Origin of the sequence: Pseudomonas sp. G5001, from assembly GCF_013385475.1 — a bacterium.
In the GTDB taxonomy this organism is placed as follows: domain Bacteria; phylum Pseudomonadota; class Gammaproteobacteria; order Pseudomonadales; family Pseudomonadaceae; genus Aquipseudomonas.
This window is the reverse complement of record NZ_JACAPZ010000011.1, coordinates 81,414-101,334: the sequence shown is the minus strand read 5'-3', so window position 1 is coordinate 101,334 and position 19,921 is coordinate 81,414. Positions and strand designations below refer to the sequence as shown.

Sequence of the window (19,921 nt, the reverse complement as noted above, 5' to 3'; positions counted from 1 at the left end):
CGGCGTAGTGCGTTGGTCATGCGGCTACACAATGGGTGGTTTTCAGCCCAGGCGGGCGGCCAACCAGTCACCGATATCGTGTATCTCCTGGGGTAACACTTCGTGGCCCATTGGGTATTCCTGCCATGCAACGGTGACACCGCGCGACTTCAAATGCTCATAGGCGCTGCGACCCATGGCGTTCTGCACCACGTCGTCGTATTCGCCGTGCAGGCACAGCGCCGGAATCCGTTGCTGGCTGGCCGATAATTCGAGTTCGTCACCGAAAGTGGGAGCGTAGGTGGAAAGGGCAATCACGCCACCCAAAGCACCCTGCCATTTCAGGAACGCGGTGTGGAACACCACGGCGCCACCCTGGGAAAAACCGGCAAGGAAAATCCGCGAGGCGTCTATCCCGCTGCTTTTTTGTTCCTTGATCAGGTCGGTAACCATTTTTGCCGAGGCTTCCAGCTCTTCAACACTGATGGAACGCGCCGGGCTCATGGCCTTGATGTCGTACCAGCTCGGCATCTCGTAGCCGCCATTGATGGTCACCGGGCGTGTCGGCGCCTGGGGCAGGACAAAGCGCGTCGACAGGAGTTTTTCCTGCAGGGCTTCGGCCACGGGCAGGAAGTCGTAGCGATCGGCACCCAGGCCATGCAACCAGATTACGCAGGCGTCTGCGGGCTTGGCGGGCTGAAGAATCAAGGGTTCGGTCATGTCTGCTCCATATATGTGCGTGCGCTCCGATTGAGTGCGTCGGAACGGTGCGCGACGGGTTGATCTGTTAAGAGAATGTCGCAAGGTTGAATCTTTTGCTCTTGACCATGGGCTGAAACGACTCAGCCATCAGTCTGGTACGGGGCTTGCTACGTGAAACCCGATGTCAAGGCTCACCCCAGGCGGTAACACTATCAGTGACTGGCGCCTGTGGGATAGCAACTGGACTTAAAGCAAAAACCTCATGCTGTTTGACCCCAAAAAAAGCCAACACGGGTCGATGTCGCCTCATAAGGGTGCGGTGGGGTTTGAGCTCCGACACAACAAGAGCAAAACTGGAGGTTTGAATGAAGGTATTGAAATCCACCCTGGCCATCGTGACCGCGGCTACCGTACTGGGTGTCAGTGGTTTCGCCCAGGCTGGCGCCACTCTGGATGCCGTGCAGAAGAAAGGCTTTGTGCAGTGTGGCGTGAGCGACGGTCTGCCGGGCTTCTCGGTGCCGGACGCCAGCGGCAAGATCCTTGGGATCGACGCTGACGTGTGCCGTGCTGTTGCCGCTGCCGTATTCGGCGACGCAACCAAGGTCAAATTCAGCCAGTTGAATGCCAAGGAGCGTTTCACCGCGCTTCAGTCTGGCGAAGTCGACATCCTGTCGCGCAACACCACCATGACCAGCTCCCGCGATGCCGGCATGGGCCTGAAATTCCCGGGCTTCATCACCTACTACGACGGTGTTGGTTTCCTGGTGAACAACAAGCTGGGCGTGAAAAGTGCCAAGGAACTGGACGGTGCAACCATTTGCATCCAGGCCGGTACCACCACTGAGCTGAACGTCTCCGACTACTTCCGCGCCAACAACCTGAAGTACACCCCGATCACGTTCGACACCTCCGATGAAAGCGCCAAGTCGCTGGAATCCGGTCGTTGCGACGTACTGACCTCCGACAAGTCCCAGCTCTACGCACAGCGCAGCAAGCTGGCTTCGCCGAAAGACTACGTGGTACTGCCGGAAACCATTTCCAAAGAACCACTGGGCCCTGTCGTGCGTAACGGCGACGACGAATGGCTGGCCATCGTGCGCTGGGTTGGCTACGCCATGCTCAACGCCGAAGAAGCCGGTATCACCTCCAAAAACGTCGAAGCTGAAGCCAAGTCCACCAAGAACCCGGACGTTGCCCGTCTGCTGGGTGCTGACGGCGAATACGGCAAAGACCTGAAAGTGAAGAAGGACTGGGTCGTACAGATCGTCAAGCAGGTCGGTAACTACGGCGAAGTGTTCGAGAAAAACCTCGGCAAGAGCACGCCTCTGGAAATCGATCGTGGCCTGAACGCTCTGTGGACCAACGGTGGCATTCAATACGCACCACCTGTGCGCTGATCGCTGATGGTTCTATCACCCGGTGGGCCAACCGCCGGGTGATGTTCTGTTCCATTATTTCTGGGGCACTTAATGCAAAATCAAATCGGCGCACCAAAACAGAAGCTCAGCTTCAGTGATCCAAAAGTGCGTGCGTGGCTATTCCAGATCATCACGATTGTGGCGGTGGTCTCGTTGGGCTGGTACCTGTTCAACAACACGCAAACCAACCTTCAACACCGGGGCATTACCTCGGGTTTTGACTTTCTTGAGCGCAGTGCCGGCTTCGGCATCGCTCAGCACCTGATCGACTACACCGAATCGGACAGCTATGCCCGGGTCTTTGTGATCGGTCTGCTCAACACCCTGCTGGTGACGGTGATCGGTGTGGTCCTGGCGACCATCCTCGGGTTCATCATCGGTGTGGCGCGCTTGTCGCCCAACTGGATGATCAACAAGCTGGCCACGGTGTATGTGGAAGTGTTCCGCAACATTCCGCCGCTGCTGCAAATCCTGTTCTGGTACTTCGCGGTATTCCTGACGATGCCGGGGCCGCGCAACAGCCACAACTTCGGCGACACGTTCTTTGTCAGCAGCCGTGGCCTGAACATGCCCGCCGCGTTGATGGCGGAGGGTTTCTGGCCGTTTGTGATCAGCGTCGTGGTGGCAATCATCGCCATTGTGCTGATGGCCCGTTGGGCAAATAAACGCTTTGAAGCCACCGGTGTTCCGTTCCACAAGTTCTGGGCCGGCCTGGCGCTGTTGGTGGTGATCCCTGCGCTGTGCGCTTTGGTGTTCGGCGCGCCGCTGCACTGGGAAATGCCCAAGCTGCAAGGCTTCAACTTCGTCGGCGGCTGGGTACTGATTCCCGAGTTGCTGGCGCTGACCCTGGCCCTGACCGTGTATACCGCGGCGTTTATCGCCGAGATCGTGCGTTCAGGCATCAAGTCCGTCAGCCACGGCCAGACCGAAGCGGCGCGTTCCCTCGGGCTGCGCAACGGCCCGACCCTGCGCAAGGTGATCATCCCGCAAGCCCTGCGCGTGATCATTCCGCCGCTGACCAGCCAATACCTGAACCTGGCGAAAAACTCGTCACTGGCGGCCGGTATCGGTTACCCGGAAATGGTTTCGCTGTTTGCCGGCACGGTGCTCAACCAGACCGGCCAGGCCATCGAGGTTATTGCCATCACCATGAGCGTGTACCTGGCGATCAGCATCAGCATTTCCCTGCTGATGAACTGGTACAACAAGCGCATTGCGCTGATCGAGCGGTGAGGAAACCTGCATGAGTACGCATACTTTCAAACCTGATATGCCGCCACCGAACAAAGTGTTCGGGCCGATGGCATGGATGCGCGCCAACCTGTTTTCCAGCTGGCTCAACACCCTGCTGACATTGCTGGCGTTCTACCTGATCTACCTGGTCGTGCCGCCGATCCTGCACTGGGCGATCCTCGATGCAAACTGGGTCGGTACCACCCGCGCCGACTGCACCAAGGAGGGCGCCTGCTGGGTGTTTATCCAACAGCGCTTCGGGCAGTTCATGTACGGCTATTACCCCGGCGACCTGCGCTGGCGTGTCGACCTGACCGTGTGGCTGGCCATCGTGGGTGTGGCGCCGTTGTTCATCTCGCGCTTCACGCGCAAGGCGGTCTACGGCCTGAGCTTTTTGGTGGTGTACCCGATCGTTGCCTACTTCCTGCTGCACGGCGGGATCTTCGGCATGACCAACGTGGCCACCAGCCAGTGGGGCGGCTTGATGCTGACCCTGGTGATCGCCACCGTCGGCATTGCCGGGGCCTTGCCGCTGGGCATCGTGCTGGCGTTGGGTCGGCGTTCGAACATGCCGGCGATTCGTGTGGTCTGCGTGACCTTCATCGAGTTCTGGCGCGGCGTGCCGTTGATCACGGTGCTGTTCATGTCGTCGGTAATGTTGCCGCTGTTCCTGCCGGAAGGCATGGGCATCGACAAATTGCTGCGGGCCTTGATCGGCGTGATCCTGTTCCAGTCGGCCTATGTAGCCGAAGTGGTGCGCGGTGGCTTGCAGGCGATTCCCAAGGGCCAATACGAGGCTGCGGCCGCGATGGGCCTGGGTTACTGGCGCAGCATGGGCCTGGTGATTTTGCCCCAGGCACTGAAGATGGTGATCCCGGGCATCGTCAACACGTTTATCGCGTTGTTCAAGGACACTAGCCTGGTGATCATCATCGGCCTGTTCGACCTGCTCAACAGCGTCAAGCAAGCCGCCGCCGACCCGAAATGGTTGGGCATGGCCACTGAAGGCTACGTGTTCGCCGCCCTGGTGTTCTGGATTTTCTGTTTTGGTATGTCCCGCTATTCCATTCATTTGGAACACAAGCTGGACACAGGCCACAAGCGTTAGGAGTTTTGTGATGAGTGAAGCGATCAAACAGCCTGTGAGCCCTGAAGGCATTATTCAGATGCAGGGCGTCAACAAGTGGTACGGCCAGTTCCATGTGTTGAAAGACATCAACCTGAACGTCAAGCAGGGCGAACGTATCGTGCTGTGCGGGCCGTCGGGTTCCGGCAAGTCCACCACCATCCGCTGCCTCAACCGCCTGGAAGAGCACCAGCAGGGCCGCATCGTGGTCGATGGCGTGGAACTGACCAACGACCTCAAGCAGATCGAAGCGATCCGCCGCGAAGTCGGCATGGTGTTCCAGCACTTCAACCTGTTCCCGCACCTGACCATCCTGCAGAACTGCACGCTGGCCCCGATGTGGGTACGCAAGATGCCCAAGCGCAAGGCTGAAGAAATTGCCATGCACTACCTTGAGCGCGTGCGTATTCCGGAGCAGGCCCACAAGTTTCCGGGGCAGTTGTCCGGCGGCCAGCAACAGCGCGTGGCGATTGCCCGTGCGCTGTGCATGAAGCCGAAAATCATGCTGTTCGATGAGCCGACCTCGGCGCTCGATCCGGAAATGGTGAAAGAGGTACTGGACACCATGATCGGCCTGGCGGAAGACGGCATGACCATGCTCTGCGTGACCCACGAAATGGGCTTTGCGCGCACCGTGGCCAACCGCGTGATCTTCATGGACAAGGGCGAGATCGTTGAACAGGCGGCGCCGAATGACTTCTTCGACAACCCGCAGAATGATCGGACCAAGTTGTTCTTGAGCCAGATTTTGCATTGATCCATGGGTAATGCTTGAAACAATAAACCCGGCCTGGTGCCGGGTTTATTTTTGCCATCAATCAAGTTGTCGTCAGGGTCTCGTGCTCTTTATGTACCGTATGCACGGAATTGCGAAGATCTGCGCCTTCACTCAGGATTTTTGCTTCGACCAGCAAGTGGGGGTGACGCTCAAGCAAACGCATCAGGACTACCAGGGATTTGGGGGGCAATACCTCACCGCGCTCGTAACGAGATAAGGCGTTGTGGCCGCCACCCGATAGCAGTTGTACCGTTTCTTTTTGTGAAAGGTGCAGTTTGCGGCGTATGCGCTTCATCTCGGTGCCGACCATCTGCCTGAAACTGTGAACGATTTCATCGCAGTGGTCTGAATAGCGTTCCGCGTCTTCGGGGTCCAGGATCACCTCTCCACATGCCTGGCACTCCCATCCAGACAGATCGTCTATACGGCGATGCAAACCTTTGACTTCCGATGTTTCGCTACGTCCTGAGAAGTGATGCATTCCGTCATGCCTGCCGCAGCTGAAGCATTGCTCTGTTTTCATGGGTTTTTCTCCTTGAAGGAGATCACCGGAGGTTTACCATCCGTGCGGTAGGTCACCTTGATGTAGATCTCCAGATCATGTGAGTGAATGTGATACACATCTTGCCAAACTCGATGGTCGTCATGAGTGGTCATCGACTTGTACAACATCGTGTTTTTCAACTCGAAAATGACCGCCTGCATTTGTTCGATGCTTAAATCAAGATCCTCGCCGCAACGGCGTGCGCTTTGAGTAAATGCTTGCTTTCCTAGCCGCCTGACATCCGCCTTTATCACCGCCAGATCGTAATGAGGTGTGTACTTTTCCATAAGACACCTGAGTCCAATAATTACCCTCTGAGGGTAATTTTACCAATCGAAAATACTGCTCCTTTGCCTGCCCAAGAACCCTAGTGCGTTGCCTTTGTAGGCAACTCCGAATAGGCTGTGGGAAAATTCATCCTATGATTGGATGAAAGGACGAAACCCATGACAGACATCGCCCCCCTGATCAAACGCTCCCTCGTCGATCAAGCCCTCGAACAGTTGCGCCAGCGCATCACCCAAGGCGTATGGGCCATCGGCGAACGCCTGCCCACCGAGCCCGAGTTGTCTGCCGAGTTGGGGATCAGCCGCAACACCGTGCGTGAAGCCATGCGCGTATTGGCGTTCTCCGGGTTGATCGAGATCCGCCAGGGTGACGGCAGCTACCTGCGCTCCATGACCGACCCTCTGGGCGCCATGAAAGCCTTGTCCCACTGCACCCTGGCCCAGGCGCAGGAGACGCGGCAGATTCTTGAAGTCGAGGCAGTCGGCTTGGCCGCGTTGCGCCGCACCGATGAAGACCTGGTCGCTTTGCGCGCGGCCCTCAACGCCAGCGGCGACCATTACCACGGTGATCTTGAGCACTACATCAGCTGCGACCTGGTGTTCCACAAACGCCTGGTGGACGCGGCCCACAACCCGGCCTTGAGCGAGCTGTATCAGTACTTCTCGAGCATTGTCGGCGCGCAACTGCGCCAGACCCTGAACATCCAGCCGCGCCGGCAAGCGGTGTTCGACCTGCACGGCGCCTTGCTCGATGCCGTGGAACAACAGGACCCGGAACGCGCCAAGGCCCTGTCCCGGCAGTTGATCAATGAACCTTGAACCCGAGACCACCATGCCCCGTTCAGAAAATGCTCTTGAAGAACTGCTGATCGACGCTGAAGCCGATGACGATGAGGTCCAGCACAGCCCGCCGGTGGTGAGCCGTCCGTGGCTGTTGCTGCTGGGCCTGATCCTGGTGGCGCTGAACCTGCGCCCGGCGTTGTCGAGCATGGCGCCGCTGCTCGCTGAGGTCTCCCACAGCCTGGGTCTCTCGGCGGCCAAGGCCGGGTTGCTGACGACGCTGCCCGTCTTGTGCCTGGGCCTGTTCGCGCCACTGGCTCCGATCCTGGCCCGACGTTTTGGCGCCGAGCGGGTGGTGCTGGGCATTCTGCTGACCCTGGCCGGTGGCATCATCCTGCGCAGTTCATTCGGTGAGGCCGGGCTGTTCGCCGGCAGCCTGCTGGCGGGCGCGAGTATCGGCATCATCGGGGTGCTGTTGCCCGGTATCGTCAAGCGCGATTTCGCCAAACAGGCCGGTACCATGACCGGCGTGTACACCATGGCCCTGTGCCTGGGTGCAGCGCTGGCGGCGGGATCCACGGTGCCGCTGAGTCATTACTTCGGCGACAGCTGGAACATCGGCCTGGGGTTCTGGATTCTCCCGGCGTTGGTCGCGGCGTTGTTCTGGTTGCCGCAAGTTGGCCAGAAACACGGCGCGCACCAGGTGGCCTATCGCGTGAAGGGCTTGTTGCGTGATCCGCTGGCCTGGCAGGTGACCCTGTACATGGGCCTGCAATCCTCCCTGGCGTACATTGTGTTTGGCTGGCTGCCGTCGATCCTGATCGGCCGTGGCCTGAGCGCCACCCAGGCGGGCCTGGTGCTTTCCGGTTCGGTGATTGTGCAGTTGGCCAGTTCCCTGGCTGCGCCCTGGCTGGCCACCCGCGGCAAGGACCAGCGCCTGGCCATCGTGGTGGTGATGGTGCTGACCCTGGGCGGCCTGTTCGGTTGCCTGTATGCACCGTTGGACGGCTTGTGGGGCTGGGCGATTCTGCTGGGCCTGGGCCAGGGTGGCACTTTCAGCCTGGCGCTGACCTTGATCGTGCTGCGTTCACGGGACGCCCATGTAGCCGCCAACCTGTCGAGCATGGCCCAGGGCATCGGCTACACCCTGGCGTCCATGGGGCCGTTCGCGGTCGGGCTGGTGCATGACTGGACCGGTGGCTGGAACGCCACCGGCTGGATTTTCGCGGTGATCGGCCTGGGCGCGATCATCGCGGGGTTGGGCGCCGGGCGTGCGCGGTATGTCGGCGTGACCAGCGAAAAGGTCTAGAGGTACAGCACTTCCATAGTGCTGGAACCATCGATATGCACGTCGCTGCTGAGGTCGAGATTGTTCTTGGCAGCGATCACCGTATCGACCCTGACCAGGCTGCTCAGCGTCTGAAAGGCCGTCGGCCCGCTGGTGCTGCCGACGGTGTCGGTAAAGCCGAGAAAGCTGCGCGAACCGATGTCGATCGGGTTGCTGTTGGCGGTGCGCCAGGCGATCCCGCCGCTGGTGGACTCGGTGCCGTAAACCTCCGGCAGGCTGTCGATCACCGTCTGCTTGGGGTCGAAGGTCAGGGAGTACAGCCCGATCTTGTTGCCACTCGGGTCCAGGCCCAGCCCGTAGTAGATTTCGCTGTTGACGTTGGCGGTGCCGTCGCGGTTGTCGCTCATGCGCAGGGCGTAGCGAGTCGCTGCCTCGCAGTTGATGGTCACGCTCAGGTAGCGCACCGGTAGGCGTTTGCCGCGATCAATGTTCAACTCCTGTTGGGAAATCTTGCCGTAGTCGATCAGCCCGTTGCTCGACAGCGCCGGTGTACAGGCACTGGGAGTGAGCAAGCCGGTGACGCCGAGTTCGACACTGGAGGCTGCCGTGGCACCGCTGCTGAGGGTCAGCAGGGCAAGTGTTGCGAGAGAACGCTGGCGTAGGTGCATGACCATACTCCTTGATCAGAGGTAGATAATTTCAATCGTGCCCGAACCGTCGAGCAGTACTTCCGTACGCAGGTCCAGGCTGTTCATGGGGGACAGGACGGCGCGCACGCTGATCTGCCCACTCAGGTTCTGGATCGCGGTGGGGCCGGCATTGCTGCCGGGTAGAGCGGTAAAGCCGAGCAAACTGCTGCTGCCGATGGGAATGGGGTAGGCGCTGGAGCTGCTCCAGGCCACGCCACCGGTGGTGGAGTCGGTGCGATATACCTGGGGCAGGGCATCGGCGCGCAGGTCGAAGGGGTCGAAATAGAGGAAGTACCGGCCGATTTTATTACGGCTGTCGTCCACTCCCAGGCCGTAGGCGGTTTCGTCGATGCCGCCGGTGGCCGAGCCTTTGCGGTTGTCATGCATGCGCAAGGCGAAATGAGTCGGGCCGTCGCAGCCGATACTCAGCAGCAGGCTGCGGGAGACCAGCCCGGTTTCCTTGTCGGTGTTAAGGCTCCTGGACCACATACGGCCAAAGTCGATGATGCCGCCGTTGGACAGCGTGGTCTCGCAGGCCGCCGGAGCGAAGCCGGCTTGCAGCGACAACTCCCGTGCGCGGCCGCTGGCGACGGCGTCGATCAAGCCGCTGGCTTCCCAGGTCACCGCGTCGCGCACTTGCAGGGCGTCGGCCTGCGCCCAGGCATTGACCAGCAATTGCGCCGAGAAGCTGCTGCCGGTGGTCGGCGCACCGTCGCGCAACGGTACGATGGCCTGGTCGGGCCGCCAGTCGAGTGTCCTGCCCCTGGCACTGGGCGCCTGGCCTTGCCCGCTGGTCAACCCCAGTTCAACAGCCTGGCCGTCGAGTACCGCATCGCTGATGTGCACGCGGTAACTGCCACGCTCGGTAAAGCGGTAGCGCTCGGCGGTCCCGGCCAGGGCCCGGTAGAACACGTGCATATCGGTGGGCGTCGGGCAGTTCAGGTTGAGGCTCAGGCGGCGTTCTCCCAGCAGGATTTCTGTGCCGGGGTTGCGCTGCACGGCGCGGTTCATCACGCCGAAATCCAGGCGCGACTGGCTTAGGGTCAGTTGGCATTCGTCGGCGTGCGCCCGGCCCTGGACGATGGCGCCCAGGGTCAATCCCAGCAGTAACAATCGCTTCATCACAGTCTTCCTCATGGCGTCACACAGCGGGCCGGGGCGGTTTCGAAATACACCTGCGGGTCGGCTTTTTCCGCGAGTTCAACCTGCAGTTCACAGCGGCTCATGCCCGGTGCCTTGACCCACAGGGGGCGTGGGTCCAGTACGTTCGGCAGGAACACCTGGCCGCCTTCCTGCACCAGGGTCACGAACTCGCCATCGGCGGTACTCACCGTGGCGCCACGGGGCAGTGGCGTGCCGTGGTCGGTGGTCACTGTGAGCAAGGCACGACGGGTCAGGGCCACGCCGAATTCCACGTGATCCACCGCGCCGCGCCCGGCGCTGATGACGGCCAGGCCGTTGCTGATATCGGCATTGCGCGGCAGCGACTGGGTTTGCACTTCCACGGGGCTGCGCCCGTAGGCGGACACCTGCGGTACCACGGCCTGGCCCTGGAAGTCGGTCCACACCGGGCCGCTGGGCGTGGTGAGCTTGACCCCGGCCATATCGCCGACAGACACCAGCGCAAAGGTGTCGCGCACCGGATAAGGCGAGAAGGTCACGCCACCGCTGTGGGCCACCACCGCACCGCGCACACCGCCCTGGTAGCTGGAGCGCTCGGCGTCAGAGCGGCTGTAGTTCATGTCCAGTTGTGCATAGCGCGGCAGATAGGACACGCCGAGGGTGGATTCCACTTGTTGGTCGCGGCTGTCGTGCTCGGCACTGACCCGGTAACTGAGTTGATCGTTGACCTGCTCGTTCACCCCCAGGCCGATGCGATGCTCGCCACCGGAGTTGCGCACCCAGGAGCGCCCACGCCGGTTCTCACCCAGTGGCACGCTCAGGTTCAGGTACACCGCGTTCTCGTTATTCTGCCGGCCGCTGACCTGCCACTCGGCACTGGCCGACAGCGACACGCCGCGCACGCTGGTGCCCCATGAAGCCAGGGCACGGCTGCTGTTTTCGCCGTTGAACGTGGTGGTGCGCGACAGGCCGGCATTGAAGGCGCCCAGCCATGGATGGGCCCAGCCCAGGGCCAGGCTCTGCTGGTCGCGATAGCGGGTGAGGCGACCCTCGTCGTCCCGTGAGTCGTAGTAGGCGGCGTCTTCCAGCTCCCGGTAGCCCATGGTGCGGTGGGAGGCGCCGGCGGTGATCGACCATTGCCGGCCCAGGCGCTGGGACAGGCTCAGGTCGGTCTGTACGCCGCGTTCACCCAGGCGTTGGGCATCGGCAATCTGGGTCGACAGTTGTACCTGGCCGTCTGGCCACGGCAACAGGCCGAGGCTGGCACCCGTGGCACGGTAGTCTTCGGCGGCAAGCGCGCCGGCCCCCAGGCTCAGGCGCGGGTTCAACGCACCGCTCCAGCCGCCGCTGATTACCCATGGATCGTCGCCCCGTGTATCGCCGATATTGCGCACCCGGCCCGCCCCCAACGAGTAACCCGGGGCTGGCAAGCCGATGCCGAGCATCGCCGCCGGCACGGTGAAGCGCCGCTCTTCGCCGGTGCTTTCCTTGACCGTCACTTCAACGTCGGAGCGTGTGTTCAGGCGCCGTACGTCGGTGAGGGAGAACGGCCCGGCCGGCACCACGGTGGAGTGAATCAGCGCGCCGTTCTGGCGTACCTCGACCTGGGCCGGGCTGTTGGCGATGCCGCTGATAGTCGAGCCCTGTTCCTGGTCCTGCAGGGCCTGTTCGGTAAACAGCTGCATGCCGGTGATCTGCGCGGACGACAGCACCGGGTTGTAGAGGTTGATCTGCCCGGCCTGCAACACCGCCTGCTGCTCGGCGAAGGTGCGCTGGGCATAGGCTTCCAGGTGGGTACTGCGGGACCGGGAGTCTTGCCAGGTCTGTACCTGGCGGCTGCGCACGATCCAGTCGCCGGCGTTGAAGCCCAGCTCGGTATTGGCCGAGCCGAAGCGGCTGGCGTCGTCGCCATAACGGTTGTACAAACCGGTGAGGTCGTAGTTGAGCAAGCCGGCGAACCCTCCGGTTTCATAACCGGACAGCTCACGTTGGCGCGGGCGCAGGGCATCGGTGGGCACCATCAGGCTCACGCTCAGGCTGGCGGGGTCTTGCTCCACCACGGTTTGCGGGTATTCGCCGAGGAAGTCATGGCAGCGGCTGTCGGCCAGCGGGGCCGGTATCACCAGGTCGGCCGCGTCCAGCAGCGGGCGGTCGAAGCACAGCGCGCCCTGGCTGTCGAACTGCACATCGAGGCGGCCACGGCGCTGGCCGTTCACCGTCAGGCTCACGGCATGGCGGCCGCTGGTGTAGCGCGGTGCGTCGAGCAGCAGGTAGGCCAGCTCCGGGTCGATACCGCGCTGGTGCAGGGTTTGCGCGTCGAAGGCATCGGCCCAGGCATCGGCCGACAGCAACGCCATGGTCAGTGGCAGCGCGGCCCGCATCCGGGCGGGGCGTAAAGGACAGTCGGGCACGGCTTCGCCAGCCGGGTCAGTGGTTACTGTGTTCACGTAAAGGCACTCAGGTTATGGAAGCCGGCAACGGTTGGCGGGCTTCCCGGTGACAGTCACAGGGCTGTCACTTCGTTATTCAGCGTTTGCGGCGGTTATCGGTGCTTCATAGGCGGCGACGGCAAAGCCGTACACGGTGGCCGGTTGCAGGCGTACGGCCGTGGCGGTGTGGGGCGTGCTGAGCCGCAGGGTTTCGCCGGGCAACACATAAGTGCGCGGCAGCACCAGGCTCTGCTTGCCGGGCAGCAATTGCAGCTCCTGGGCCAGGCGCACCACGTAAGGCGTGGGGTTGGCGACGTTCAGGTGACCGGCGTTCAACGACCAGGTCAGCCCGGTCCAGGGTGTGCGGTTCGGCGCCAGGCCCTTGGGATGAATGATCACCGGCAGGTTCTGGCGCACGGTCACGCCCACCCGCGCATGGCCAGCCTGGGCGGCGTCACGGTCCTTGGGCATGCCTTCGAAGATCACCCGCTTCAGGCGTTGGGTTTTCAGGGGCGTGGGGTTGCGCAGGATAAAGCGCACCAGCTGGCTTTTGTCGGCCTCGACTCGGGACAGGGGTGGGGTGACGAACAGCAGCGATTCGGTGTCTTCCGGAATGTCTTCCAGGGTGACGTGCAGCAGGGCCAGTTTGCCGTCGGTGTTGGTCACCGACACCGAAGCTTCGCCGTCGGCCTCGTTGACGATCACCACCGAGGTGTCGGGCACCATGCCGTCGGCAAACGCCTGGGTGCTCAGCAGCCAGCCCAGGGCCAGCAAGGTTGGATAGGTCTTCATGACGCAGTTCCTAAAATGATCACAGGGCTTAGAGGTAACGCAAATCCAGGACCAGTGAGCCATCGAGGGGAACGTCTTGCCTGAGGGTCAGACGGTTCGCCGGGTGGATGGTGGTCTGTGCGCGGATCCGGGTGGTCAGGGTGACGATGGGTTCCGGAAACGGTCGGCCGGGACGGGCAAAGCCCATGAGTGTCTTGGGGTGGATGGCCGGTTGGGGAGCCCAGAGGCCGCCTTCGGGGTTTGACACAAGTGACTGCATGGCCTGGCCGTCTCCTTGCGCCGCTTCGAACGCCAGGTCGACGTAACCCAACTGCTCCGCGGGCGCGATGGGGTTTCTCCCCAGGCCGTAGGTAGTGTCCGGTGCGGCGGACGAATCTTCGCGGCTGTCCAGGCCAATCAGGCCAAACAACAAGGGGCCGCTGCAGTGGATCTCTACCTCCAGCCATTGGGTAGGCAACGGGGTGGGAGCCACCTGGTTGAGGAGATGGGCAGGGATGGTGCCGTGGTCGATGATGCCGCTGCCGGAGAGCGCGATGGTGCAGGAGCTGGGGGTAACCAGGCCCGACAGGGTCATCTCGGTGGCGGTGCTGGCAAACACGCTAGAGCCGGTGTTGAGCAATAACAGCGCCGTGCACAGGCGTAGGGTTCTGTTCATCATTCGGTCTTCAATGTGTTCGGTGCAAGTAAGGCGCCTCGCCGCGAACGACGAGGCCGCGGGTTTACAGGTACTTCACTTCCAGCGTGGCCGAGCCGTCGATCGGGTGTTCATCGCTCAGGTCCAGGCTGTCGGCCCGGGCGATCTGCGCGTACACCACCAGGTCGCTGACGACTTGCTGGATCGGTACCGGCAGCCAGGTGCCCGAGGTTCTATCGCCGAAAGCCGCCAATGCGCTGGGTGGCAGGATCGCGTCCGCCGACTCTGCCCAGGTCGTGCCGTTATCCCCGGATTCCAGCACCGTGACGGCGACAGAGTCGGCGACTGCGTTATTCAGCATCAGGTCGTAGGCCCCCAGCTTCTGGGTACCGTTGATCAACCCCAGGCCGTAGGTGCCGCCGCTGGAGTTGGACCCGGCGCGGTTGTCGGTGCCCTTGACGGCAAACAGGGTGCCGCCGTCGCAGGTGATGGTCAGTTGCAAGGTGGTGCGTGGCAGTTGTTTGGGAGTCGTGAGGTTCAGGTCTTTGGCGGAGATCTTGCCGTAGTCCACCATCCCTCCGCCGGACAGGCCAGGTGTGCAGGCGTTGGGGGTAATCACCCCTTTGACAGTCAGGTCGACGGTGGACGCCGCCAGGGCAGAGGCGCTGGTGCTGAGCAGCAGCGCGGTGGCCAGGGCATTGAGCGTAAGTTTCATGGGGCACACGTTTCCTTTCGAGTGGGGCCGGTTGAATAAAGGGTTACAGGTACTTCAGTTGCACGGTGGCATGGCCGTCCAGCGGCACTTCGTCGAGCACGGTCAGGCGGTCGGTGCCGTCGACCATCGTGTACACGCGCAGGTCGGCACTGAATTGCCGTATCGCAATCGGGGTGTTCGCACCGCCGTTGGTGGCGACCGAGGTTTGGGTGTAGTGGCCCAGGTAAATCGACGGGAGCCAGGTCACCCCGCCATCGGTCGAGTTGATCGTCTTGACCGTGACGCCGTCCGCGACCGGGTTGAGCAGGCCGAATGCGGTGGCGCCAAGTTTTTCGCCACTGTCCGTCAACCCCAGGCCATGCCAGTAGTCGTTAATTGCCGAAGTGCCGGCGCGGTTATCGATCGTGCTCAGCGCGATGAACGTTGGCGCCTCACACAGGACTTCCATTTGCATGGTCTGCGGCTGCAGTGAGGTCGGGCTGTCGGTGTTGAGTTCCTTGGCCGGCATTTTTCCGTAATCCACCACGCCTCCGCCGGAGAGCATGGGTTCACAGGCATTCGGCGTGATGGTGCCCGTGACGGCGAAGTCGGTACTGCTGGTGGCCAGTACGGTGGGGGCCAGCAGCAACGTGGCGAGAAAGACAGCGGGTGAGGAATTCATCATCGAGCAGCACCTTTTGGTTGCAGGTCAGGGGCGAAGGTGGGTTACAGGTAGAGCACTTCAATGGTGGCCGAGCCGTCGATATTGACTTCGTTGCTCAGGTCCAGGCCGTCGGTGCGGTTGATGTAGCCGCTGTAGGCCACGGGGGTGACCAGTTGCTGGGTGGCACGCGGGGTGCTGGCGTCTGCCAGGGTGGCGACCGAGAGATAGGTGCCGGTTTCAAAGCTGTTCCAACGCTCCCAGGTGACGCCATTGTCGAAAGACCCGATGGCTTGCACGGTTTCGCCGTCGGCCTGGGGCGGGCTACCGTTGGCGCCAAGGGTCAAGCTATAGGAACCCAGCTTTTGCGTGCCGTTGATAAAGCCCAGCCCGAAGCCGCTGCCGCTGCCGGAGCCAATACGGTTGTCGGTCGCCTTGAGGGCGAAGATCACCGGCGCATCGCAGGTCACGGTCATTTGCAGCGTGACTTTCGGCAACAGGGTGATCTGGGTGGCGTTCAAGTCCTTGGCCGACATCTTGCCGTGGTCGATGACCCCGCCACTGGACAGGCTCGGCGTGCAGGCATTCGGGGTGATGATGCCCTTGACTGTCAGGTCCACGGTGCTGGCGGCGAAGGCGGGGGCGGTGCCAGTGATCAGCAGGGCGCTGGCGACGGCGATCAGGTGCTTGTTCATGGTTGTATTGTCTCGGTGTTGGATCAACTGACGGGTGCAGCTCACCGCAGCGCAGAAAGAGGCGCGGTTGGGCGTCGGGTCAGTTCGGATAGTTGGCCGCCAGGTGAGTTGGCGGGTTGCCCTCTTGGGGTGGGGCGCAATTTAGCGCCGGGGGGGAGGAGGGGAAATACAAGAATTACGACAATCCGCTATCCCTCTAGCTCGCCTGCGTCAAGTCGGAATAGGTGGGCGGAGCTGTAGGAAAAACTGTCTTTTCGTAGTTCTTGTATCGCAAGAGTGGTATTCATGTGGATAGCTTGATTCGGTAATGGGTGCCAGGCGGATGGGTTAAGGATCACCGTCAAGCGCACCCTCACTAGACGATATGCCAGGGCCGTCTGATGGCCCTGGCAGGTCGGCGCCGATATCGAGGTGGCCATGATGCCAAGCGTGTTTGCTGACGACGCCCCCAGGCAGCAAACGGTGCCATGGCGCAGTCCTCCTGTTCACTGGAAGCACCTGAGCGTGCTGATCGTCGAGGACCATCAGGCCTATCGCGCCTTGATGGGCTGGTTCCTGCAAAAATTCGAAGTCGATCACGAACTGGTGTGCAACGGGCAGGCCGCGTTGACCGCCATCGCCCTGCGGCATTTCGACCTGGTGATCAGCGATTGCCGCATGCCGGTGCTGGATGGCTATAGCATGGCTCGTGAGATCAGGCGGCGAGAGGCCGTACACAGCCGACCGCGTGTGCCGATCATTGCCTTGACCGCCAAACTCTCTGCGGACGATGCGCGCCGCTGCCTTGAGGCCGGCATGGATGCCTGGCTGCTCAAACCGCTGACCCTGGAACAATTGCGCGGGGTGCTGGAGCAGTGGCTGCCACAGCCGCCGGGCGCCAGTACGAACCCGCCTGCCACAGCCTGCGCCGGGGCGCACTGGCCGACTCGTGCCGAACTGATCAGGACATTTGGCGATGAACAGGTGGTGAACCAGATGTTGCGCACCCTGGTGCGCGAGGCCGAGGCTGATTACGCAGGCCTGGTACAGGCTTGCCGCATCGTCGACCCGCATGCATTGGTCGACTGCCTGCATCGCCTGGCGGGAAGCCTGGCGTTTTTTGGCGAGACGGAGCTGGATCGCTGTGCGGGGGAGTTGATCGAACAGGTGCGCAAGCACGGGATCCGGTGCAACAGGCGGGCATTGCAGCGGTTCGACCAGGACCTGCTGGTGTATCTGCGCTATTTGACAGATTTATGACATTTTCAGCGATTCTGTAGGGGGTATTACCTCTGTCTGTGGGCTTAGTTTGTAGGTGGTTTCCTTTTTTGTTGTAGGTAAAAAATCACCCGCTTAAGAACACGGGACGCCATTGAAAACCGCTCCCAGGTGGGCGGTTGTTGCCCGGGACGGACAGGGTTATTTTGCGCAAATCAATTTGCCATCACTCATGGATTTCTATGCTTCGCGTAATTATTGCTGACGATCATCCCATTGTTCGGATCGGGCAGAAGGTGGTGATCGAGGCCAACGGCAAGTGCAAGGTGGTCGGTGAGGCCAACGGCCCGGATGAGTTGCTGCGGGTACTGGGCAGCACCCCTTGCGATGTGCTGGTGACGGACTTCGCCATGCCGGGCGGGCAGCAGGCTGACGGCTATGTGTTGTTGGGCTTGTTGCAACGCCAATACCCCGGGGTGCCGGTGATCCTGGTGACGATGTTCGCCAATATCGCCACCCTGCGTGCCTCGTTCGCCGAGGGCGCCCGAGGCATTGTCGCCAAGAGTGCATCGGCCAAGGAGTTGCCCACGGCCATCAAGGAAGTCTGCGAGGGCAAGACCTTCGTCAGCGAGTCCCTGCGGACCCAGTTGGTGCAGGCCGGCACGGGCGATCAATCACAACCGCCGCAACTGTCGGGCAAGGAACGCGAAGTGGTGCGCATGCTGGCCAGCGGCATGACCGTCAGCCAGATTGCCGCGCGGGTCAATCGCAGCATCTCCACCATCAGCAAACAGAAAAGTACCGCGATGAACCGGCTGTGTATCTCCACCGATGTGGATTTGTTCCACTATGCTCGCAGCAGCGGAATGGTGCCCTGAAGGGACGGGATGAGGTATTCCTGGCGTTGATGCCAGTAGTGTTCCCCGGCCTTGGGGATTATCGTACCGGCCATCCCAACTTCTTTTGCGGAACCTGCCCATGAGCGACGCCCATAACGCCTTGATCACCGAGTTCTACAGTGCCTTCCAGCGGCTGGATGCCGAGGCCATGAGCGCCTGCTACAGCGACGACGTGGTGTTCAGCGACCCGGCATTCGGTGAACTGCGTGGCCGTGATGCCGGCGACATGTGGCGCATGCTGACCACCCGGGCCAAGGACTTTTCCCTGACCTTCGACAGTGTGCGCAGCGATGAAATCACCGGCAGCGCCCATTGGGTGGCGACCTACCTGTTCAGTGCGACGGGCAACACCGTGGTCAACGATATCCGGGCGCGCTTTGTGTTTCGTGACGGCAAGATCTGCGAGCACCACGACCACTTTGACCTGTGGCGCTGGTCGCGGCAGGCGTTGGGCACCAAAGGCCTGTTGCTGGGCTGGACGCCGCTGGTGAAAAACGCCGTGCGGGCCCAGGCGCTGAAAGGGTTGAAGGCGTTCCAGGCCAGTCGTTGATAAGATTGGCGTTCCTTTGGTTTGCCGAATTGATCCGTGACGACTCCTTCTGAAGCCAAACCGTGGTTTGTCTACCTGGTGCGCGCCGCCAATGGCTCGCTCTATTGCGGCATCAGCAATGACCCGGTGCGCCGCTTTGCCATGCACCAGAGTGGCAAGGGCGCGCGCTTTTTTCTCTCAAGCCCCGCCGTGGCGCTGGTGTACACCGAGGCATGCATCAGCAAGGCCGAGGCGCTGCGCCAGGAACGGCTGATCAAGAAACTCAAGAAAAGCGCCAAGGAGTGCCTGGCGGCGATCGGCCCATCAGTTTGACTGATAGGTTCCCATGCGCGCCTTTGCCGGGTTTGCAGGCTAAGCTGGACGCTCACTCATTGAGCGGAGCCTGGCATGACTGAGTTGATCCTCCACCACTACCCGCAATCCCCGTTTGCCGAAAAAGCCCGCCTGTTGCTGGGCTTCAAGGGCTTGTCCTGGCGTTCGGTGCACATCTCGCCGGTGATGCCCAAGCCTGACTTGACGGCCCTCACCGGTGGTTATCGCAAGACCCCGGTGTTGCAGGTGGGCGCCGATATCTACTGCGACACCGCACTGATCGCCCGCCGCCTGGAGCAGGAAAAGTCCGTGCCGGCGCTGTTTCCCCAAGGCCTGGAACTGGTCAGCCAAAGCTTCGCCGCCTGGGCTGATTCGACGGTGTTCTCCCATGCCGTGAGCCTGGTGTTCCAGCCGGAATCCCTGGCGGTCAAGTTCGCCAAAGTGCCGCCGGAAATGCTCCAGGTGCTGGTGGCCGACCGCAGCAAATTGTTCAGTGGCGGCACGGCCACCCGTGTGCAACTGGATCAGGCCAAGCATCAATGGCCGGTGATCATCGGTCGTATCAATCAGCAGTTGCAGCACCAGCAGGGCGACTTCCTGTTCGGCGAGCCGTCGATTGCCGACTTCGCCCTGGCGCACCCGCTGTGGTTCCTCATGGGATCGTCGGTCACCTCGCCGCTGGTGGAAACCTATCCTGCGGTGGCCGCCTGGCTCGCCCGGGTGTTGGGTTTCGGGCATGGCACGTCGAGCCAGATGAGTGCCGAGCAAGCCCTGGAAGTCGCGCGCAATGCCACGCCGGCCAACCTGCCGGAAGAAATCTTCGAAGACCCGAACGGCTTCAAGCCCGGCCAGCAAGTGACCATCAGCGCCACCGACTACGGCACCGATCCGGTGGCCGGGGAGTTGCTGTTTGCCGGCCGCGAAGAGCTGATTCTGCGGCGCACCGATGACCGCGCCGGCACCGTGCATGTGCACGTTCCGCGCTTCGGATTTCGGATCCAACCGGCGTGACTGAAATTATTTTCAAATCGGTGTGAGGTAAACCTGTCGGCCATCCGTGTAGTGCTTGAAACTGCGATTAATTCGCATTAACAGCGTTTTTACACACGGGT

Annotated in this window: 22 protein-coding genes; 11 read left to right on the top strand and 11 right to left on the bottom strand. The window is 61.6% G+C overall.

Going from position 1 to position 19,921, the window contains the following annotated elements; translation table 11 throughout:
- Nucleotides 1-42: 42 nt before the first annotated feature.
- A complete protein-coding gene (locus HX805_RS10580) occupies nt 43-699 on the bottom strand; it encodes an alpha/beta hydrolase (RefSeq protein ID WP_177036201.1) in 657 nt (218 codons plus the stop codon).
- Nucleotides 700-1,046: 347 nt separating this feature from the next.
- Here HX805_RS10580 and HX805_RS10575 point away from each other — a divergent pair, with 347 nt between their 5' ends.
- From HX805_RS10575 to HX805_RS10560, 4 genes are all read left to right on the top strand, one after another.
- Nucleotides 1,047-2,078 carry an amino acid ABC transporter substrate-binding protein gene (locus HX805_RS10575; RefSeq protein WP_003216321.1) on the top strand — a complete coding sequence of 344 codons (1,032 nt, stop codon included), beginning with the start codon at nt 1,047-1,049 and terminating at the stop codon, nt 2,076-2,078.
- Between the two features lie 72 nt (nt 2,079-2,150).
- Nucleotides 2,151-3,332, top strand: a complete 1,182-nt coding sequence (locus HX805_RS10570) for an amino acid ABC transporter permease (RefSeq protein ID WP_003216323.1) — start codon at nt 2,151-2,153, stop codon at nt 3,330-3,332.
- A gap of 10 nt (nt 3,333-3,342) precedes the next feature.
- A complete protein-coding gene (locus tag HX805_RS10565; protein WP_003216325.1) occupies nt 3,343-4,440 on the top strand; it encodes an amino acid ABC transporter permease in 1,098 nt (365 codons plus the stop codon).
- A gap of 10 nt (nt 4,441-4,450) precedes the next feature.
- Complete coding sequence (locus tag HX805_RS10560; RefSeq protein WP_003171943.1) at nt 4,451-5,215, top strand: amino acid ABC transporter ATP-binding protein; 765 nt, start codon at nt 4,451-4,453, stop codon at nt 5,213-5,215.
- Between the two features lie 61 nt (nt 5,216-5,276).
- Here the strand turns inward: HX805_RS10560 and HX805_RS10555 are convergent, their stop codons facing one another.
- Entirely contained in the window at nt 5,277-5,759 is a 483-nt protein-coding gene (locus HX805_RS10555) for a type II toxin-antitoxin system MqsA family antitoxin (RefSeq protein ID WP_003216327.1), read from the bottom strand.
- Nucleotides 5,756-6,067 (bottom strand): type II toxin-antitoxin system MqsR family toxin, encoded by a 312-nt coding sequence (locus tag HX805_RS10550; RefSeq protein WP_003216329.1) that lies wholly within the window; start codon nt 6,065-6,067, stop codon nt 5,756-5,758. The genes HX805_RS10555 and HX805_RS10550 overlap by 4 nt, the downstream gene beginning before the upstream one ends.
- A 159-nt stretch (nt 6,068-6,226) precedes the next feature.
- Here HX805_RS10550 and HX805_RS10545 point away from each other — a divergent pair, with 159 nt between their 5' ends.
- Together HX805_RS10545 and HX805_RS10540 are read left to right on the top strand one after the other, a co-directional pair.
- On the top strand, nt 6,227-6,886 hold the full coding sequence (locus HX805_RS10545) for a FadR/GntR family transcriptional regulator (RefSeq protein WP_003216331.1): 660 nt from the start codon (nt 6,227-6,229) through the stop codon (nt 6,884-6,886).
- Nucleotides 6,876-8,156, top strand: a complete 1,281-nt coding sequence (locus HX805_RS10540; RefSeq protein ID WP_177080112.1) for a CynX/NimT family MFS transporter — start codon at nt 6,876-6,878, stop codon at nt 8,154-8,156. Before HX805_RS10545 ends, HX805_RS10540 begins: the two co-directional genes overlap by 11 nt.
- Here HX805_RS10540 and HX805_RS10535 read toward each other — a convergent pair.
- The 8 genes from HX805_RS10535 to HX805_RS10500 form a co-directional block, all read right to left on the bottom strand.
- Entirely contained in the window at nt 8,153-8,803 is a 651-nt protein-coding gene (locus HX805_RS10535) for a DUF1120 domain-containing protein (protein WP_087692824.1), read from the bottom strand. The genes HX805_RS10540 and HX805_RS10535 overlap by 4 nt on opposite strands.
- A 15-nt stretch (nt 8,804-8,818) precedes the next feature.
- Nucleotides 8,819-9,946, bottom strand: a complete 1,128-nt coding sequence (locus tag HX805_RS10530) for a DUF1120 domain-containing protein (RefSeq protein ID WP_177116860.1) — start codon at nt 9,944-9,946, stop codon at nt 8,819-8,821.
- 11 nt (nt 9,947-9,957) lie between these two features.
- On the bottom strand, nt 9,958-12,327 hold the full coding sequence (locus tag HX805_RS10525; RefSeq protein ID WP_177116891.1) for a fimbria/pilus outer membrane usher protein: 2,370 nt from the start codon (nt 12,325-12,327) through the stop codon (nt 9,958-9,960).
- A gap of 141 nt (nt 12,328-12,468) precedes the next feature.
- Nucleotides 12,469-13,167, bottom strand: coding sequence for a fimbria/pilus chaperone family protein (locus tag HX805_RS10520; protein ID WP_008435638.1), 699 nt, complete (start codon nt 13,165-13,167; stop codon nt 12,469-12,471).
- Between the two features lie 28 nt (nt 13,168-13,195).
- On the bottom strand, nt 13,196-13,822 hold the full coding sequence (locus tag HX805_RS10515) for a DUF1120 domain-containing protein (protein WP_250884758.1): 627 nt from the start codon (nt 13,820-13,822) through the stop codon (nt 13,196-13,198).
- Nucleotides 13,823-13,886: 64 nt separating this feature from the next.
- Nucleotides 13,887-14,516, bottom strand: a complete 630-nt coding sequence (locus HX805_RS10510; RefSeq protein ID WP_008435636.1) for a DUF1120 domain-containing protein — start codon at nt 14,514-14,516, stop codon at nt 13,887-13,889.
- Nucleotides 14,517-14,559: 43 nt separating this feature from the next.
- On the bottom strand, nt 14,560-15,177 hold the full coding sequence (locus HX805_RS10505) for a DUF1120 domain-containing protein (protein ID WP_168197537.1): 618 nt from the start codon (nt 15,175-15,177) through the stop codon (nt 14,560-14,562).
- Nucleotides 15,178-15,221: 44 nt separating this feature from the next.
- A complete protein-coding gene (locus tag HX805_RS10500; RefSeq protein ID WP_087692818.1) occupies nt 15,222-15,851 on the bottom strand; it encodes a DUF1120 domain-containing protein in 630 nt (209 codons plus the stop codon).
- Nucleotides 15,852-16,355: 504 nt separating this feature from the next.
- Between HX805_RS10500 and HX805_RS10495 the strand changes: the two genes are divergently transcribed.
- The 5 genes from HX805_RS10495 to HX805_RS10475 all read left to right on the top strand — a co-directional run bounded on the left by HX805_RS10495 (nt 16,356) and on the right by HX805_RS10475 (nt 19,820).
- Entirely contained in the window at nt 16,356-17,090 is a 735-nt protein-coding gene (locus HX805_RS10495; RefSeq protein WP_003216349.1) for a response regulator, read from the top strand.
- A gap of 200 nt (nt 17,091-17,290) precedes the next feature.
- On the top strand, nt 17,291-17,926 hold the full coding sequence (locus HX805_RS10490; RefSeq protein ID WP_003216351.1) for a response regulator transcription factor: 636 nt from the start codon (nt 17,291-17,293) through the stop codon (nt 17,924-17,926).
- Between the two features lie 100 nt (nt 17,927-18,026).
- Nucleotides 18,027-18,497 (top strand): nuclear transport factor 2 family protein, encoded by a 471-nt coding sequence (locus HX805_RS10485; protein WP_008435632.1) that lies wholly within the window; start codon nt 18,027-18,029, stop codon nt 18,495-18,497.
- Between the two features lie 36 nt (nt 18,498-18,533).
- Entirely contained in the window at nt 18,534-18,809 is a 276-nt protein-coding gene (locus tag HX805_RS10480; RefSeq protein ID WP_003216354.1) for a GIY-YIG nuclease family protein, read from the top strand.
- A gap of 75 nt (nt 18,810-18,884) precedes the next feature.
- The gene (locus HX805_RS10475; protein WP_003216356.1) at nt 18,885-19,820 is read left to right on the top strand and encodes a glutathione S-transferase family protein; all 936 of its coding nucleotides are present in this window, start codon (nt 18,885-18,887) and stop codon (nt 19,818-19,820) included.
- The last annotated feature ends 101 nt before the right edge of the window (nt 19,821-19,921 follow it).

Excerpts from the sequence above, each read along its gene's own strand:
- HX805_RS10580 (WP_177036201.1), bottom strand. The coding sequence starts at position 699 with ATGACCGAACCCTTGATTCTTCAGCCCGCCAAGCCCGCAGACGCCTGC.
- HX805_RS10575 (WP_003216321.1), top strand. The coding sequence starts at position 1,047 with ATGAAGGTATTGAAATCCACCCTGGCCATCGTGACCGCGGCTACCGTA.
- HX805_RS10570 (WP_003216323.1), top strand. The coding sequence starts at position 2,151 with ATGCAAAATCAAATCGGCGCACCAAAACAGAAGCTCAGCTTCAGTGAT.
- HX805_RS10565 (WP_003216325.1), top strand. The coding sequence starts at position 3,343 with ATGAGTACGCATACTTTCAAACCTGATATGCCGCCACCGAACAAAGTG.
- HX805_RS10560 (WP_003171943.1), top strand. The coding sequence starts at position 4,451 with ATGAGTGAAGCGATCAAACAGCCTGTGAGCCCTGAAGGCATTATTCAG.
- HX805_RS10555 (WP_003216327.1), bottom strand. The coding sequence starts at position 5,759 with ATGAAAACAGAGCAATGCTTCAGCTGCGGCAGGCATGACGGAATGCAT.
- HX805_RS10550 (WP_003216329.1), bottom strand. The coding sequence starts at position 6,067 with ATGGAAAAGTACACACCTCATTACGATCTGGCGGTGATAAAGGCGGAT.
- HX805_RS10545 (WP_003216331.1), top strand. The coding sequence starts at position 6,227 with ATGACAGACATCGCCCCCCTGATCAAACGCTCCCTCGTCGATCAAGCC.
- HX805_RS10540 (WP_177080112.1), top strand. The coding sequence starts at position 6,876 with ATGAACCTTGAACCCGAGACCACCATGCCCCGTTCAGAAAATGCTCTT.
- HX805_RS10535 (WP_087692824.1), bottom strand. The coding sequence starts at position 8,803 with ATGCACCTACGCCAGCGTTCTCTCGCAACACTTGCCCTGCTGACCCTC.
- HX805_RS10530 (WP_177116860.1), bottom strand. The coding sequence starts at position 9,946 with ATGAAGCGATTGTTACTGCTGGGATTGACCCTGGGCGCCATCGTCCAG.
- HX805_RS10525 (WP_177116891.1), bottom strand. The coding sequence starts at position 12,327 with ATGCGGGCCGCGCTGCCACTGACCATGGCGTTGCTGTCGGCCGATGCC.
- HX805_RS10520 (WP_008435638.1), bottom strand. The coding sequence starts at position 13,167 with ATGAAGACCTATCCAACCTTGCTGGCCCTGGGCTGGCTGCTGAGCACC.
- HX805_RS10515 (WP_250884758.1), bottom strand. The coding sequence starts at position 13,822 with ATGAACAGAACCCTACGCCTGTGCACGGCGCTGTTATTGCTCAACACC.
- HX805_RS10510 (WP_008435636.1), bottom strand. The coding sequence starts at position 14,516 with ATGAAACTTACGCTCAATGCCCTGGCCACCGCGCTGCTGCTCAGCACC.
- HX805_RS10505 (WP_168197537.1), bottom strand. The coding sequence starts at position 15,177 with ATGAATTCCTCACCCGCTGTCTTTCTCGCCACGTTGCTGCTGGCCCCC.
- HX805_RS10500 (WP_087692818.1), bottom strand. The coding sequence starts at position 15,851 with ATGAACAAGCACCTGATCGCCGTCGCCAGCGCCCTGCTGATCACTGGC.
- HX805_RS10490 (WP_003216351.1), top strand. The coding sequence starts at position 17,291 with ATGCTTCGCGTAATTATTGCTGACGATCATCCCATTGTTCGGATCGGG.
- HX805_RS10485 (WP_008435632.1), top strand. The coding sequence starts at position 18,027 with ATGAGCGACGCCCATAACGCCTTGATCACCGAGTTCTACAGTGCCTTC.
- HX805_RS10475 (WP_003216356.1), top strand. The coding sequence starts at position 18,885 with ATGACTGAGTTGATCCTCCACCACTACCCGCAATCCCCGTTTGCCGAA.